At 62.6% G+C, this 15,200-nt stretch carries 14 protein-coding genes and 1 tRNA gene; 9 read left to right on the top strand and 6 right to left on the bottom strand.

Annotated features, from left to right (window positions below):
* Positions 1 to 5 precede the first annotated feature (5 nt).
* Entirely contained in the window at positions 6 to 3,107 is a 3,102-nt protein-coding gene (locus BINDI_RS01330; protein ID WP_033491661.1) for an Ig-like domain-containing protein, read from the bottom strand.
* Positions 3,108 to 3,507: 400 nt separating this feature from the next.
* Between BINDI_RS01330 and BINDI_RS01325 the strand changes: the two genes are divergently transcribed.
* Positions 3,508 to 3,588: transfer RNA gene (locus BINDI_RS01325), tRNA-Leu, on the top strand.
* 26 nt (positions 3,589 to 3,614) lie between these two features.
* Here the strand turns inward: BINDI_RS01325 and BINDI_RS01320 are convergent.
* From BINDI_RS01320 to BINDI_RS01305, 4 genes are all read right to left on the bottom strand, one after another.
* Complete coding sequence (locus BINDI_RS01320; RefSeq protein WP_052109098.1) at positions 3,615 to 4,586, bottom strand: class C sortase; 972 nt, start codon at positions 4,584 to 4,586, stop codon at positions 3,615 to 3,617.
* Complete coding sequence (gene rdgB, locus BINDI_RS01315; RefSeq protein ID WP_033491660.1) at positions 4,573 to 5,253, bottom strand: RdgB/HAM1 family non-canonical purine NTP pyrophosphatase; 681 nt, start codon at positions 5,251 to 5,253, stop codon at positions 4,573 to 4,575. Before rdgB ends, BINDI_RS01320 begins: the two co-directional genes overlap by 14 nt.
* A 133-nt stretch (positions 5,254 to 5,386) precedes the next feature.
* The gene (gene rph, locus BINDI_RS01310; RefSeq protein ID WP_033491659.1) at positions 5,387 to 6,151 is read right to left on the bottom strand and encodes a ribonuclease PH; all 765 of its coding nucleotides are present in this window, start codon (positions 6,149 to 6,151) and stop codon (positions 5,387 to 5,389) included.
* Between the two features lie 58 nt (positions 6,152 to 6,209).
* A complete protein-coding gene (locus tag BINDI_RS01305) occupies positions 6,210 to 6,845 on the bottom strand; it encodes a Pr6Pr family membrane protein (RefSeq protein ID WP_033491693.1) in 636 nt (211 codons plus the stop codon).
* 129 nt (positions 6,846 to 6,974) lie between these two features.
* Between BINDI_RS01305 and BINDI_RS01300 the strand changes: the two genes are divergently transcribed.
* Positions 6,975 to 8,306 (top strand): nicotinate phosphoribosyltransferase, encoded by a 1,332-nt coding sequence (locus BINDI_RS01300; RefSeq protein WP_033491657.1) that lies wholly within the window; start codon positions 6,975 to 6,977, stop codon positions 8,304 to 8,306.
* Positions 8,307 to 8,327: 21 nt separating this feature from the next.
* Positions 8,328 to 9,338: an aldo/keto reductase gene (locus tag BINDI_RS01295; RefSeq protein ID WP_033491656.1), complete on the top strand. Its 1,011-nt coding sequence runs from the start codon at positions 8,328 to 8,330 to the stop codon at positions 9,336 to 9,338.
* 57 nt (positions 9,339 to 9,395) lie between these two features.
* Here the strand turns inward: BINDI_RS01295 and BINDI_RS01290 are convergent, their stop codons facing one another.
* Entirely contained in the window at positions 9,396 to 9,749 is a 354-nt protein-coding gene (locus tag BINDI_RS01290; RefSeq protein ID WP_033491655.1) for a DUF3039 domain-containing protein, read from the bottom strand.
* A 127-nt stretch (positions 9,750 to 9,876) separates the two neighbouring features.
* On the opposite strand from BINDI_RS01290, the gene coaD reads away from it, so the two are divergent.
* The 6 genes from coaD to BINDI_RS01260 all read left to right on the top strand — a co-directional run bounded on the left by coaD (position 9,877) and on the right by BINDI_RS01260 (position 15,199).
* Complete coding sequence (gene coaD, locus BINDI_RS01285) at positions 9,877 to 10,377, top strand: pantetheine-phosphate adenylyltransferase (RefSeq protein ID WP_033491653.1); 501 nt, start codon at positions 9,877 to 9,879, stop codon at positions 10,375 to 10,377.
* Positions 10,370 to 11,122 (top strand): cell division protein, encoded by a 753-nt coding sequence (locus BINDI_RS01280; RefSeq protein WP_437123902.1) that lies wholly within the window; start codon positions 10,370 to 10,372, stop codon positions 11,120 to 11,122. The genes coaD and BINDI_RS01280 overlap by 8 nt, the downstream gene beginning before the upstream one ends.
* Positions 11,123 to 11,208: 86 nt before the next feature.
* A complete protein-coding gene (locus tag BINDI_RS01275) occupies positions 11,209 to 11,805 on the top strand; it encodes a YceD family protein (protein ID WP_033491652.1) in 597 nt (198 codons plus the stop codon).
* 105 nt (positions 11,806 to 11,910) lie between these two features.
* Complete coding sequence (rpmF, locus tag BINDI_RS01270) at positions 11,911 to 12,105, top strand: 50S ribosomal protein L32 (protein ID WP_033491651.1); 195 nt, start codon at positions 11,911 to 11,913, stop codon at positions 12,103 to 12,105.
* Between the two features lie 120 nt (positions 12,106 to 12,225).
* Positions 12,226 to 13,050: a ribonuclease III gene (rnc, locus tag BINDI_RS01265; protein ID WP_081830741.1), complete on the top strand. Its 825-nt coding sequence runs from the start codon at positions 12,226 to 12,228 to the stop codon at positions 13,048 to 13,050.
* A gap of 208 nt (positions 13,051 to 13,258) precedes the next feature.
* Positions 13,259 to 15,199, top strand: a complete 1,941-nt coding sequence (locus tag BINDI_RS01260) for an acetolactate synthase large subunit (RefSeq protein ID WP_033491650.1) — start codon at positions 13,259 to 13,261, stop codon at positions 15,197 to 15,199.
* Position 15,200 lies beyond the last annotated feature (1 nt).

Raw genomic sequence — 15,200 nt, 5'->3', positions numbered from 1 at the left:
ACCGGTCATGAAACCAGCCGACCGAAACCTCGTCGTTGCCGGACCCAGATAGCCAGGCAGGCTGTCAGAGCCAGGATTATGGCCGCCACGATCAGGAGGATCAGGCGGGGTCCGCCACCCGTGAAGGGCAGCCGTTGCACAGGGGGCACAAGCCCGATGTGCCTTTCGAAACGGCCAGACTCGTTACCGGCGGTATCGGTCAGGGTCACCGACACATCCCCCGAGGAAAGACCGGCTGGGGCCCGTACGTTCCAGGAGCCGCTTGCGTCGGTGGTTGCAGTATCGGTGCTTCCATCCGGCCAGGTGACCTTCAGGGAGGCATCGCGTTCGGGTATGTTCCCATGACCGGCTATGTAAGCCTTACCGGATACCTGGTGCGAGTTGGCTTTGGTGATTGTGGTCTCGGTCGGTGTCATATCGACCAGGAAGGTCTGGGCTCCGCGCGGTGAGGCGGTTCCGGCCTGATTGGTCAGGAAGGCCTGGAACTGGTAGGTCTGGCTGGACTCGGACCCATCCATGTTCGCCAGGAAGACGCTCGGTTCCATGGTCAGGGACCACTTCCATGGCTGGGAGGCGCTCGGCCGGGTCACCGTCAGGGTTGAGCCGGACATGACCGCCGGGGAGCTGCTCCTGGCACCTCCTGTGGTGAACGTACCCTGAGCGGACACGGCCAGGGTGGACTCCCGGTTGAACCCTGCTCCTCCGGACGGTGTCATGGTCACCGTCAGCGTGGAGTCCCTTGAGAGGCTGTCGGAGGGGTTCTTCAGGTAAGCGGGCGAAACCGTGCCGGATACCTTGACCTGCGAGCCCTGCGGAAGGGCCGTGGTTCCTATGCTCTCGTCGCGCTTGGTGTGGGGCACCGACACCGCATCAACCGTCGGCGCCTGTTCGGGCTTGGTCTGGAAGACAGCCTTGGCGATGTTGGTGAACCCGGATGTCATGTCGTAGCTGGTCGACAGCTCGGTCTGCCAGGCATGGTATCGGCGGGTGCCACCGTCCGCGTTGGGCGGCACGGCCGGACTCTGACCGCCATATGCCGTGTTGGCATCGGTGATGCTCCATGTACCGTCCGAACCGCAGATGGTCTCACCCAGATTCACACCGGCCGTATCACGGTTGTCCGGGTCGGGATTCGTACCAGTATCCTTGATGGGATGTGCGGGGTCCTCACCGAAGAGGGTGACCCTGTTGCCGGGGGTACAGGTACCGGATACGACAGGAGACAGGGTGGAGGAGTAGGCAACCGGGTTGTCCTTGCCGATCGCCTTTCCACCAATCGAGTTGATTGTCGGATCCTGAGGGCGTGGAACATCATAGCGGTAGAAGGCCGTGTCGATGGTCCAACCCTTGGATATCACATCGTTGATCTGGTCCTGGCTCATGGAATCCGTGATTCCCTTGGCTCCATCCGGCTGGTCGTAGAGCGGATTCTGGGCCGCCTTGGCCTGCTGGATGCGTTGAGCGGCATTGGATCCCTTGTAGGTGGTGTTCAGGGAGGCCATGCACCCCTGCAGGAGGGAGTCATCCGAATTGGCGGGATCGGTCGCCGGCTTGGTGGCATCAGGTTGGTTGGTGGTGATGGGCCAGGTGACCAGCTTGAAGTACCCGTCCAGTCCCTGGTCCTCCTTGGCCTTGGCGAAGTTGATGGAGCCATCATTGACCGTCACCTTGCCACCGGCGGTATCCAGGGTGTATCCCTGTGCCGGGGACGTGGAACGATCCAGGAAGAGCCTGTTGGGCCGGTTCGCAAGGCCACCATTACCGCTCAGCGCGGTTATGGAGTTGAAGGCCGAGCTGGCCATGGAGAAATTCCCCTCATTGCCCGAGTCGTTGGTCACCGGGTTCTGGTCCACCCTGACCGCATGGGGCGTCAGGGAATCAACCGGAACCCACTTGTTGTTTTTCAAACCCAGCCATTGGTAGTAGAAGCTGGCATTCCTGGAGCAGTTCGACATGGACATCCACGATGCCCAGGTTCCGTCGGGTTGTTGCGTTGTATAAGCGGTATCGTTCGCGGAGTTGTACCAGTAAACGAAGAACGAATTGGCCGGGGCCACGCCCGGCGGAATGGCATATTCCGTCTTGCCATCGTTGTAGAACCCGATACTGTTGGCGGCGTTCCAGTTCCATCCGAAGGAGGCCCGATCAAATCCGAAATCGGTCACCAGGCCCCAATTGGCCTGGTTCTGACTCCAGAGCAACGGGTAACCATCCCAACCGATGAAGGCGACCGGACCATTGCAGTAGTGCGTCGTTTGGTTTCCCGGATCGGCGCACCGCTGCTGGTAGAGCTGATAGGTGTAGTAACTCCCATCGGGTTTACGCAGGAGGTCAACCCCATACATGATGTTGTTGATTGCGGACCCGTACTTGGCGGCACCGTTTTCGTCGAACTGATCGGTGGGCATATTGCCGCACTCGCCGACACCGTTCCAACTACCCCAGCCGCAGGCCAGACTGGCAGGTCCCGCCGTCTTGGTCAGGATGGCGTAGACCCGCTCAACCTGGGTGATGCCACCGGGCGCGTATCCGGAGTCGCTCGTGTACGAATTCCCGACGGAGTTCAGCTGACCGAGGTTATCGGCAAAGTTGACATCAGCCTCGACGGAAATGGCCAGGTAGTCGTAATCGCCCGAGTTGATCACCTTGTGGACCGTAAAGTACTGATCCTTATTCGCGGCCCATTGAATCGCACCCGTCGTACCCGAGACGTTGCCGGTCGTCATGGTGTTCAGATAACGAACAGACACGTAGTCGCTCGGACTGGTCGTGCCCCAGTACTGATATGCGAAAAAGAGCCGGCATTTGCTGCCGTCGTCGTAGCTCCCGTTCGGCACACAGAACGGATCGAAATCGCCATGGGCCAGCCGCAGTACGAAGTCGTAGCGCAGTTCGTCGTTATTGGTATCGATACGGTCGTTGTAGGCCATCATCTGGAAGAGCTTGGGCTTGTGGTCCACGGTTTCGGCATTGGCGGGTTGGGAGGTGAACTGGAGGGAGAGCGGCAGAACCATGAAAACCGCCAGAATCACTGCGAACAGGGAGGACAGCCTCTTGAAGCCGCGCTTGCGTACTGGCGAATTCCCATTCCAATGGCTGATTCCCATCGCAACCCCCTTCACCCTGATTCCCGTCGACCATTCCAATCGCTTGATCGGTCGGCCCGATACCGCCGAAGCGGACCCGGTACTCGATTACCAGAGATCAACGCGTGAACCCGTTGCTTCGGTCCACATAATTGGACGCTACATGACCGGTGATTGACTCTCGGTTTTTACAAATGGCGGCGTGTCGATAATAAAAATGCGCTATGAAGCGCCCGGTCTCTCCGGTTCCCGGCATGCCGAGATTCATGGATAACTAACTTTTTCTTGTTTTCCCGGAAAATAGTCGGACTTTTTTTGGAGGATAGTGTCCGTATCTTCCTCAAAACAACCATCCCACCGTTGTGGTATTTATGAATAGGCGTGGGTATTCGCGGGCATCCGCACATACCCGCGGCCTTGGGCGCGAGTGGCGTAATGGTAGCCGCGCAGGATTTAGGTTCCTGTGTCTTCGGACGTGTGGGTTCGAGTCCCATCTCGCGCACCGGATTTGCTTCAGGCCGCTACGACTCAGGCCTTCCCGGCGGATTCCCCCAGACGGTGCCGTGGCGGCAGCCTGAATCTGAAGGCAACGACGGACGAGACGGTCCCCACCACCAGCAGGCCCAACCCCGTCATCAGGCCCAGCAGACGCCCATCCTTGGGCGCATCACCCGGGTCCGGTATGGGCTCCGGTATGGACTGACGCTCGGCGGTCAGAACCAGACGTTGCGTATTGACCCCATAGGGGGTGCAGGTCATCAGGGTCACCAGGTCCTTGCCCGGCACCACCTTATACAGGTGCACATCCTCCGGATCGATCACATGCACGGACTTGATCCGGTAACCCATGGTCCTGCCCAGGCTGTCGATGTAAAAGATGTCACCGGGCTTGAGTTCATCCAGCCTGGTGAAGAGGAGGGCGTTGGTCAGCCCCCTGTGCCCCGAAAGGACCACATTGGTGGAGGCTCCGCCAACCGGCAGGCTGGTGCCGTACAGATGCCCCACCCCATCCTGGAGCACCTCCTCGGAGGTCCCGTGATAGATGGGCAGGTGGATGGAGACCTGGGGTATACGAATGGTCCCCATGATTCCCCCCGGCCCCTCAAGGAGGGATTGGTAGGCCTTGTCTTCCTGTGACAGGGTGCCTCCCTTGCCCGGAGCGAAGGGGTCGGTCGCCTCGCCCAGGGTGGTCTGCCCCGAGGCCGCGATTCTCTGGTTATAGGCCTTGGCCTTGGCATACTCGGCCCTGATTCTGCCCTGGGGCCATGCAGCCATACGGGAAGCGGCGTTTTCCGCCTCCGCAGCTGAACGACGTTGGGACATGTATTGGACGGCGGGAATCCAAACCACGCATATAAGGGCAGCAAGCAGGAGGAGGACGATCAGTATCTGCAGAACCAGGTTCAGCCTGTTCCAACGCCTGTAGGAGGGGGTTCTTCCGTCACCGGCAAGAACACCGGCAAAGGCCGGCGTTCCCGCATCGGATTCAGGCCTGGACACCGGTATCCCCCAGAACCCACTCGACCAGGACCGGCAGGATGGCGGACAGGGCCTTCCCCCTATGGGAGATGCGGTTCTTCTGCTCGGGGGTCATCTCGGCGGATGTGAGGGGACGGTCGGCTGAGGCCGGCTGATCATCGGGGACGAAAATCGGGTCGTAACCGAACCCATCTTCACCCCTGGGTGCGCGAATGATCCTGCCCGACATCTCGCCCAGCCTCACGGTGTGGCGATTCCCTCCCGGGTACTCCGGTCCATCAGGAACAACCAGGGCAGCGGCGCAGACGAACCGTGCCGTCCGGTCCTGATCGGGTATGTCGGACAACTGGTTGAGCAGGAGGTCGATGTTGGCCTGATCATCTCCATGGCGACCACACCAACGGGCCGAGAGGATGCCGGGGGCCGCACCCATGACATCGACAACCAGTCCGGAATCGTCAGCAAGGGCGGGCAGACCGGAGAGTTCCGCCGTCTGGTTGGCCTTGAGCAGGGCGTTGGATTCGAACGTGGTCCCGGTCTCAACCGGGTCGGGCAGGTTCAGGTCCGCAGCAGATACGAGCTCGATCCCGGTCTGCCCACGTCCCAGGAGGGACTGCAGAATGCGACGCATCTCGACCAGTTTGCCCTGGTTGTGGGTAGCCACGACAACCCGTCTGGTCTGCTCCATGATCGATCCTCCTTATGCGTTCGCAGTCCGCAGCCGCCAGGGCCGCCACCCCGGCTGGCACAGGGGAATCAGCGGCGACCGGAGGACGGTTCAGGCAATGCCCGTCTACGCTCGAACTCAATCACTATAGGCATCAGTTTGCGGCAAGTGCGGCATCCTGGGCTGCCTGGAGTTCCCTGTTCCCCTTGGCGGCCAGTTCCAGCAGCGTGTCGAGTTCGGCCCTGCTGAAGGGACGATGCTCCGCCGTTCCCTGTATCTCGATGAAGTCGCCGGAACCGGTCATGGCCACGTTCATATCGGTCATGGCCTGGCTGTCTTCGATGTAGGGGAGGTCAAGCACGGGGTGGCCGTCGATGATTCCCACCGACACTGCCGAAACCCTGTCCTTGATGACCTTCTCGGCACTACGGATGTGATGGTGGTCCTGGGCCCAGCGCAGGGCGTCAACCAGGGCCACATAGGCGCCGGTAACCGATGCGGTACGGGTGCCTCCGTCAGCCTGCAATACGTCGCAGTCCAACTGCACCTGGTTCTCCCCCAGGGCCTTCATGTCGACGACCCCACGCAGGCAACGCCCAATCAGGCGGGATATCTCCTGGGTGCGTCCGCCCACCTTGCCACGGACGGATTCACGGGCCGTGCGCTCCGAGGTGGCCCTGGGCAGCATGGCATACTCGGCCGTGACCCAGCCCAGCCCTGAGTCCTTACGCCACCGGGGCAGGGTGGGGGTGAAGGATGCCGTGCACATGACCCTGGTGTTCCCGCACTCAATCAGAACAGACCCCTCGGGGGCATCGGTCCAGTGACGGGTGATCCTGACCTGGCGCAGTTCATCGGCCGCCCTGCCATCCGGCCTCACCACGGCGCCATGACCCAACATGTCCTTGATTGCCACCATCTATCTGCATCCTTTCCTGAAACTTGCAACCGGTTATCCGGGGAATCCTATACCTGGATCACGAGGCGGTCAGAGGGGTCTTGGGGGGAAGAATCCTGTCAATCAGGAAGAGCACCAGCCCAAGGATGAAGAAGCTCACCAGACATGCGGCGACGTTGACGGTCAGCTGCCCCCAGCCCAGCTTCCCCAGGTCGATGAAGGCGTAGGGATAGGGGTTTCCGCCGTCTTCCGGGCCGGAGTGGGGCCAGATGGCCGCGCGTACCAGCACAAAGGCCAGGTAGATGGGGAAGTAGATCAGCCAGGTCAGCACATAGTGCCATTTGAAGCGACGGTGGGGGTCGAAGAGGATGAAGTCGACCACGGCCATGATCGGGGTGATGACATGGACCATGTAGGAGGTCCTGATTCCCATCACCAACAGGTAGGACGAGGAGTTCAGGCCCAGAATCAATGCGGCCACCAGGCCGGTTATCACGATGTAGAGGGTCAGGCATCCCTTGAGCCAGGCCGGAGGCTGTTTCCCGTTGAGGAGGCTGGCTGCCCCGGCCCAGATCATGAGCAGGCCCAGGGCCATATTGGTCTGAAAAGTAAAGTAGACCCAGTGGTTTCCGATGCCCAGAAGCCAGGCCTCATGGGTGCCCGCCAGGCAGAAGAAGGCAATAAGGAAGCGATAGACAGCTACAAGGTATCTCATGGGGACCAGCATATCCCGGCGGTCGTACCGGAGGACGAAACGTCCGCCTCCCCTACCCCGACATGAGCAATGAGGGGACTAGACTATGGGGCAACACAGCAAGCACCGGAACCGCAAAACGAGGATGATATGAACGAATCCGACCGGACATCCACGGCCCTGATGACCGACATGTACGAGTACACAATGCTGGACGCCGCCCTCCAGGACGGCACGGCCAACCGTCGGTCGGTCTTCGAGGTCTATACCCGCCACCTCCCCGAGGGGCGGCGCTACGGGGTGGTTGCGGGCACGGGAAGAATCCTGGATGCCATCGAGCACTTCCGCCCCACCGAGGAAGAACTCCGGTTCCTCTCCGACCGGAGGATCGTAAGCCCCGCAACCATCAAGTGGTTGGAGAACTTCCGGTTCACCGGCACCATCCGGGGGTACAGGGAGGGCGAGATTTTCTTCCCCGACTCCCCCGTTCTCCAAGTCGAGGGAGGATTCGGCGAGTGCACCCTCCTGGAGACCATCATCCTTTCCATCCTGAACTATGACTCGGCCGTGGCTTCGGCAGCCTCCCGCATGGTTTCGGCAGCCAAGGGAAGGCCTTGCATGGACATGGGCGCCCGGAGGGCCAACGAGTGCGCTGCCGTGGCCGCCGCCAGGGCCGCCGTTGTCGGAGGCTTCCAGGGCACGTCCAACCTCCTGGCCGCCCAACGCTACGGATTCAAGGCCATCGGCACGGCCGCCCACTCATTCACGCTGCTGCACGACAAGGAACGCGACGCCTTCGTGGCGCAGATCAATGCCCTGGGCAGGAACACCACCCTCCTGACGGACACCTACTCCATCGACGAGGCGGTAAGGACGGCCGTGGAGGTGGCCGGTCCCGACCTGGGCGGGGTCAGGATAGACTCCGGCGACCTGGGCTCCCTGGCCCAGAGGGTCAGACACCAGCTGGACGCCCTGGGGGCCACCAAGGCCACCATCACCGTCACCAATGACCTGGACGAATACGCCATAGCCTCCCTCCAGACGGCACCGGTCGACTCATACGGGGTGGGCACCATGCTGGTCACCGGGTCCGGATCCCCCACCTGCGCCATGGTCTACAAGCTCACCGAGCGGGAGAACTCGTCCGGAGCCATGCAGGCTGTAGCCAAGAAGTCCGTCGGAAAGGCCTCGGTTCCGGGACGGAAGCTGGCCTACCGGTCATACGAATACAACCTGGCCAACGCGGAGCACGTCATATCCGGGACCGAGGAGGCACTCGCCGGATTCAACCCCGAGCCGGACTGGCGCGACCTTCTGGTCACCTACGTGGACCACGGCTCCATCAACGAGGAGTACCAGGGCGGCCAGGCCGTGCTCAAAGCCAGGGACCACCGGGCCAGAGCCCTGGACGAGTTGCCCATCGGGGCCCTCAGCCTGATGCGGGGGGAACCCATCCTGCCGACCACCATCGAAACGATATAAACGATATAGGAGGGATCTGCAATGCCATACCAAGACGGTTCATACATCCCATCACCCGACCGGTACCAGGCCATGGACTACCCTCATTGCGGGTCCAGCGGCCTCAGGTTGCCTCCCATATCACTCGGGTTCTGGCACAACTTCGGCGACAGCACCCCCTTCGAACGGATGCGGGACCTCTGCTTCACGGCCTTTGACCATGGCATCACCCACTTCGACCTGGCCAACAACTATGGGCCCGAACCCGGCGCAGCCGAGCGCAATACCGGCAGGATTCTCAAGAGGTATTTCACCCACCACCGCCAGGAACTGGTCATCTCGACCAAGGCCGGATACTCCATGTGGCCCGGTCCGTACGGGGATTTCGGGTCGCGCAAGTATCTCCTGTCAAGCCTGGACCAAAGCCTGGAACGTCTCGGTCTGGACTACGTCGATATCTTCTATCATCACCGCCCCGACCCCGACACCCCCTTGGAAGAGACCATGGGGGCCCTGGCCCAGGCCGTATCAAGCGGGAAGGCGCTCTATGTGGGCCTCTCCAACTACGACGGCCCCACCCTGCGACAGGCGAGCGCGATACTGGACGAACTCCATGTCCCCTTCATCATCAACCAGAACCGGTACTCCATATTCGACCGGACCATCGAGCACAACGGGCTCAGGGAGACCTCGCAAGAGCTGGGCAAGGGCATCATCGCTTTCAGCCCCCTGGCCCAGGGCCTCCTGACCGACCGGTATCTGCATGGCATTCCCGAAGACAGCCGAATCAGGGCCGACGGACGATTCCTCCACGAGTCCGCATTGACCCCCCGGCGCCTGGATCAGATCGGCAGGTTGAACGACCTGGCCCGTCAACGCGGGCAGACCCTGGCCGAGATGGCCCTGGCCTGGCTTCTGCGCGACCCGGCCGTGACCACGGTGCTGATTGGGGCCTCCAAGCCCGAACAGCTTCTGGACAACCTCAAGGCGACCGCCAATACGACCTTCACCCAGGAGGAACTGGACCAGATCGACCTGATATCCAAAGACTGACCACCGAACAGACGACCCGCGCCTCTTGCCTGACGGCTGACGGACTTCGGAATCGACCTACTTCCTGCCGCCGGTCATCTCTTCGTAGATGCGCCGGCAATCCGGGCAGACGGGATACTGGGAGGGGTCATGCTTGGGAACCCAGACCTTGCCGCAGAGCGCGACAACCGGCCGGCCCGTCAGCTTGGATTCGGCGATGCGCTCCTTGGATACGTAGTGGGCGAACCTGTCGGCATCACCCTGATCGCTACGCTGGGTCTCCTCCCGGGTTTCGGTCTCGGGCCTGTCCAGAACGGCTGTGCCTGCACCCTGGTCCGGATCGGAGAGGGGTGAGACCGGGTCCTGATCCAGGATGGGATCCGGACCATTCAGTGATGAAGAGGGATGCAATAAGGTCTCAAAAGCAGTCATATCACCATGATAACCGCTCGGAAGAACCCCAACAATAGGTGCCATCCCAGGGCTGAGAAGAGGCAGGCCGGGCCTGCGGCAAGCCACTGGATCCCGGCGGTTCCAGCCGGGGCGCTAATCTGGAGGCATGACTATAGCCGTATGCCCCGGATCGTACGATCCAGTCACCTCAGGGCACCTGGATGTAATAGAGCGTTGTGCATCCTTCTTCGATACCGTCCACGTCGTAGTGGCCGTCAATTCCGCCAAGACCCCCCTCTTCGGCGAGCAGGAACGGGTGGAGATGATCCGCCAGGCCCTGGACGCGGACGGGTACCCGCAGATTACGGTGGCTTCGACCACGGGCCTGATTACAGACTACTGTCTGCAGGTCGGCGCCTCGGTCATCGTCAAGGGGCTTCGGCAGAACGGGGACTACGAGGCCGAACTGGGTATGGCCCTGGTCAATCGCGATCTGGCGGGTGTGGAAACCCTCTTCCTTCCTGCTGATCCGCTCCGGGAGCATATTTCCAGCACCATCGTCAAGGATGTCGCCCGGCATGGCGGCAGCATCGACGGCATGGTGCCTGACAGCGTAGTGCAAAAACTGACCACCATATTGAAAATGGAGAGAGCCGAAAATGGTTGAGGATACAGACATGCTTGGAAGCGAGGGCACCGGCCCCGACCGGGCGGAAGGCACCTTCGCCTTCCGCGGCGGCGACCAGACCGACCCGAGCGACCAGACCGGTCAAAGCGCCCAGCCCATCGACGATTCCACCTGGATGAACCAGTCTCAGCAGGGCATGAACGTGGATGACCTGCCCGACCTGCGCGAGGACCAGGCGAGCGAACCCCGCGCCGAATTCACAACCGTCTACGACATCATCGACCGGGTCCAGATCATGCTGGACGAGGCAAAGGCCCCCCTGCTCACCCCGGGCATGGTCAAGGTGGACAGGGAGGAGCTCGTCAATGACCTGAACGAGCTCAAGAAGATGCTCCCGGTCCAGTTGGAGCGGGCCTCCGCCCTGATGAGGGAGGCAGAGCGCCGTCTGAATTCGGCGCAGACCCAGGCCAACGCCACCATCTCGGCGGCTCAGAGCCGTTCGTCCGAGATCATCAAGGAGGCCGGGGAACAGGCCCAGTTCCTTGCCGGCCAGGAGAACGTGGTGGCCATAGCCCAGCAGAAGGCCCAGGTCATCATCGACCAGGCCCAGGCCCAGGCGGACAAGCTGGTCCAGGGGGCCAACGGGTACGCCTCCCAGGTCATGCAGGAGCTCGGCACCCAACTCGACAGGGTCAGCCAGGATGTGCGGGTTGGGCTGGAGGTTCTCCACGAGCGTGAGCAGGATGCCGCGCGTACCATGGGCGGGAACCCCGACCAGCAGTAGGGACCGTGGGCCAAGGGCCGCATACCGGCCAGGCCATGGAAGAGACCCGGCGAGCCACGTCGGAGCATAGGAAAAGGAAGCAAGGGATGAGCAGACCCGAGGATTCACCCTGGGCCGTTTCGGTGGCCCAGGTGGCCGCCAGGGCCGGGCGCAGCAAGCAGATCGACCAGGACTTTCCCGCCCCTACCGGCATCGGCGACAAGGTGGTGGGCATCAGGGAGGGTGACCCTGTGCACGTCACCGGATCCTTCGAATCCATGGTGGACGGGTTGATCTTCACCGCCCACGTCAGCGCCCCCTTCCGAGCGGAGTGCACCCGGTGCCTGAAGCCCATCGACAGGGACCTTGAGGTGGACCCCGTGGTCTTCTTCCCCTACAAGACCCCCGAACCCGACCAGACCAACGGCAAGGTCGAGATCATCGCCGGCGAGGAGGAAGGCGGGGACACCTATCCGCTGTGCGAAGGCGGGGCCTTCGCCGACCTGGAGGCCCTCCTGCGTGACAACCTGGTCGAGGCACTCCCCCTGCAACCCGTATGCAAGCCCGATTGCCGAGGACTCTGCCCCCAGTGCGGAGTCGATCTGAATGAGCATCCGGACCACCACCACGAGGTGCTGGATGACCGGTGGGACGCTCTCAGGGGCCTCAGGGACCAACTGGAGGAGCAGGAAAACGGGGAATAACCCTTACCTGACGCTTCTCCGCACCGCCCCGGTGTGACAAAGACCCGGGGTTGCGGTAAACTGCTCTACGCTTAAGCTCTAGATTCGATCGAAACAGAGGAAAACATGGCACTGCCAAAGTACAAGACCTCGCGCGCCAACACACATTCGCGTCGCGCCAACTGGAAGACCAAGGCCGCCGCCACGGTGACCTGCACCAACTGCGGAGCCCCCGCCCTGCCTCACATGGCATGCCCGAGCTGCGGCATGTACCGCGGACGCATGTACCGCGATGCCATCCGCCCGCAGTTCAGCAAGTGAGCACACGTTCACAGCACTGATTGGGAGAACCCCTGCCATCGACGGGTGGCGGGGGTTCTCCGCATAATGGGAGCCATCACCAACATCGGGACCATATGACCGAAAGGCACTGTCGTGAGCATGGATAGGGATACAGACAAGGTTGCAGGCAAGGACGGGAATCCGGGTTCCACCCAGGCCCCGACGGTACGGGTATCCGCGGAAACCGCCCAGGAAGCGGACCTGCCGGCCAGGGAACTCTTCACGGCCCTGCATGCCGAACTGACCCCCGAACTTCTGATCCATGCGCTGACGCACCGGTCCTTCGCGCATGAGCACCCCGGCATGCCCAACAACGAACGGCTGGAGTTCCTGGGCGACGCCGTACTGGAGCTGGTGGCCACCGAGACCCTCTACAAGGCACACCCCGACCAGAGCGAGGGCCAGCTGGCCAAGATGAGGGCCAAGGCCGTTTCGGAGGAATCCCTCTCGGCCATCGCCCGGACCAAACTCCACCTGGGACCGTACATCCTTCTGGGCCGGGGTGAAGCCGAAAACGGCGGGGCTGACAAGGACTCCATCCTGTGCGACACGGTCGAGTCCCTGATTGGGTCCGTCTTCGTGGAGCATGGAATCGACGGGGCCCGCGTCACGGTCCACGCCCTCCTTGATGACACCCTGGAGGAGGTGGCCACGGAGGGCCCTGCCCTGGACTGGAAGACCTCCGTCACCGTCAAGGCCCACCGACTGGGACTCGGCGACCCCCACTACGCCATGGCCGTCTCCGGACCGGAATTCGCACAGGTCTTCACGGCGCGACTGACCCTGGGAGACGGCGACACGGTGATTGGCACCGCCGATGCCAGCAGCAAGCGTAAGGCCCAGCTGGCCGCCGCCGCCCAGGGGTGGAAGGCCCTGGATGATCCGGAGGTCCTGGCCTCCCTCCAGGCCGAGGAAGCAAAATAGAGTCGTTCCGTCATTCGATACCGGATTGGGACCCTGCCGAACCTGTGCATAGACTGTGAGAAACAACCGGGGCCTGCGCCACGAGCCGCAGGGACTCCCGGCTTATCGGGGCCGGCTTTGGCCGTACATGAGCTGCTGACCCGATAGGTGCCACGTTCGGGACGCACGACCGCATGTCGTCGCGCAGTCGAGAGGTTGAGAGGAAAATATGAGTCTGCCGACACCTCTGCAAGCGTTCAGCTCGGTCCCCAAGGATGAGGGCCGGGGCCAGGCGGGAATCACCCCCCAGGGAGAACCGATGACCGGGGCGCAGGCCCTGATCCGTTCTCTGGAGGACCTGGGGGTTACAGACGTATTCGGGGTTCCGGGAGGCGCCATCCTCCCCACTTACGACGCCATCGATGATTCGGTCGGATTCAGGTTCACCCTGGTCCGTCATGAGCAGGCGGCCGGGCACGCGGCCGAAGGGTACGCCGTCTCCACCGGTCGGGTCGGGGTCTGCCTGGTCACCTCCGGGCCCGGGGCCACCAACATGGTCACCCCCATAGCCGATGCCATGATGGACTCCGTTCCCATGGTGGTGGTCACCGGCCAGGTGGGTGTGGCATCCATCGGCACGGACGCCTTCCAGGAGGCCGATATCGTGGGCATCACCTACCCCGTGGCCAAGCACTCCTACCTGGTCACCAAGGCACAGGACATCCCCCGGGTCATGACCGAGGCCTTCCACATCGCCCAGTCCGGCAGACCGGGCCCGGTCCTGGTCGACCTGACCAAGACCGCCCAGAACGAGCAGATGGTCTACTCCTGGCCCCAGGAGATGATTCTCCCCGGGTACAATCCCGTCACCAAGGCCCACGGGCACGTGCTCACCGATGCCGCCAAGCTCTTTGCCCAGTCCCACCGGCCCGTCCTCTATCTCGGAGGCGGGGCCATGCGGTCCAACGCACGTCAACAGGTGGAGAAACTGGTCCAAGTCACGGGCGCCCCCGTGGTCACCACCCTGCCCGCGCGGGGAATCATCCCCGACTCCGACAAGGCCGTTCTGGGCATGCCCGGTATGCATGGAACGGTGGTCGCCAACGGGGCCATCCAGCACTCCGATCTCCTGGTCGCCATCGGTGCGCGGTTCGACGACCGTGTAACCGGAAGCCTGGAGGACTTCGCCCCCGTGGCCCGGGTGATCCACATCGACATCGACCCGGCTGAAATCGGCAAGAACCGCCATGCTGATGTCCCCATCGTCGGCGATGTGGGCCAGGTCCTCGACGACCTGATCCCCGCCATAGAGGAGGCACAGAAGACCTGGGGACGCCCTGACCTGAAACCCTGGTGGCACCTGGTCGACTCCTGGCGCCACGACTACCCGACCACCTGGGAGGAGACCCCGGACGGGTCCCTGGCCCCACAGTGGGTGGTGAAGACCCTGAGCGACAAGGCCGATCCGGCCACGATCTGGGTATCGGGCGTGGGTCAGCACCAGATGTGGGCCAGCCAATTCGTCGACTTCGAACAGACCAGGTCCTGGGTGTCGTCATCCGGCCTGGGCACCATGGGCTACGGTCTGCCCGCAGCCATCGGAGCCGCCATCGGCACCCAGGACGATGAGGCCCCACGCCCCGTCTGGCTGATCGACGGCGACGGGTCGTTCCAGATGACCTCGGAGGAGCTGGCCACGGCAGGTCAGATGGGGTTGCCCATCAAGATCGCCATACTCAACAACTCCGTGTACGGCATGGTCCGCCAGTGGCAGACCCTCTTCTACGGCAGCCACTACTCCCAGACCAACCTCCACGACGGGGATGCCGAGGAGACCGGTATCACCGGAATTCCGGACTTCGTCAAGCTTGCCGAGGCTTACGGGTGCCTGGGGCTGCGCGCCTTCACCGAGGAGGAGGCACGAGAGGCCATCGACCAGGCCAACCAGGTCAATGACCGCCCGGTCCTGATTGACTTCCGGGTCTGGAAGGATGCCATGGTCTGGCCCATGGTGCCGGCCGGGGCCTCCAACGACACGATCATCTACAAGCCGGGCATCCAACCACTGGCCGGTATCAGACCGGAGCAGGAGGAACAGGAGCCCCGGGAGCAAACCGGGGCCGACCGGGCCGCCATGGCCAGCGATGCCGCCGGGCACATGAAGAAGTAAG

The sequence above is a fragment of the Bifidobacterium [indicum] DSM 20214 = LMG 11587 genome (genome assembly GCF_000706765.1).
In the GTDB taxonomy this organism is placed as follows: Bacteria; Actinomycetota; Actinomycetes; order Actinomycetales; family Bifidobacteriaceae; genus Bombiscardovia; species Bombiscardovia coryneformis.
The sequence above is the reverse complement of the archived record's forward strand: the minus strand, read 5'-3'. Positions and strand labels throughout refer to the sequence as shown.

Excerpts from the sequence above, each read along its gene's own strand:
- BINDI_RS01280 (WP_437123902.1), top strand. The coding sequence starts at position 10,370 with ATGGTTGAGGATACAGACATGCTTGGAAGCGAGGGCACCGGCCCCGAC.
- BINDI_RS01275 (WP_033491652.1), top strand. The coding sequence starts at position 11,209 with ATGAGCAGACCCGAGGATTCACCCTGGGCCGTTTCGGTGGCCCAGGTG.
- BINDI_RS01330 (WP_033491661.1), bottom strand. The coding sequence starts at position 3,107 with ATGGGAATCAGCCATTGGAATGGGAATTCGCCAGTACGCAAGCGCGGC.
- rdgB (WP_033491660.1), bottom strand. The coding sequence starts at position 5,253 with ATGGAGCAGACCAGACGGGTTGTCGTGGCTACCCACAACCAGGGCAAA.
- BINDI_RS01260 (WP_033491650.1), top strand. The coding sequence starts at position 13,259 with ATGAGTCTGCCGACACCTCTGCAAGCGTTCAGCTCGGTCCCCAAGGAT.
- BINDI_RS01305 (WP_033491693.1), bottom strand. The coding sequence starts at position 6,845 with ATGAGATACCTTGTAGCTGTCTATCGCTTCCTTATTGCCTTCTTCTGC.
- rnc (WP_081830741.1), top strand. The coding sequence starts at position 12,226 with ATGGATAGGGATACAGACAAGGTTGCAGGCAAGGACGGGAATCCGGGT.
- coaD (WP_033491653.1), top strand. The coding sequence starts at position 9,877 with ATGACTATAGCCGTATGCCCCGGATCGTACGATCCAGTCACCTCAGGG.
- rpmF (WP_033491651.1), top strand. The coding sequence starts at position 11,911 with ATGGCACTGCCAAAGTACAAGACCTCGCGCGCCAACACACATTCGCGT.
- BINDI_RS01295 (WP_033491656.1), top strand. The coding sequence starts at position 8,328 with ATGCCATACCAAGACGGTTCATACATCCCATCACCCGACCGGTACCAG.
- BINDI_RS01300 (WP_033491657.1), top strand. The coding sequence starts at position 6,975 with ATGAACGAATCCGACCGGACATCCACGGCCCTGATGACCGACATGTAC.
- BINDI_RS01290 (WP_033491655.1), bottom strand. The coding sequence starts at position 9,749 with ATGACTGCTTTTGAGACCTTATTGCATCCCTCTTCATCACTGAATGGT.
- rph (WP_033491659.1), bottom strand. The coding sequence starts at position 6,151 with ATGGTGGCAATCAAGGACATGTTGGGTCATGGCGCCGTGGTGAGGCCG.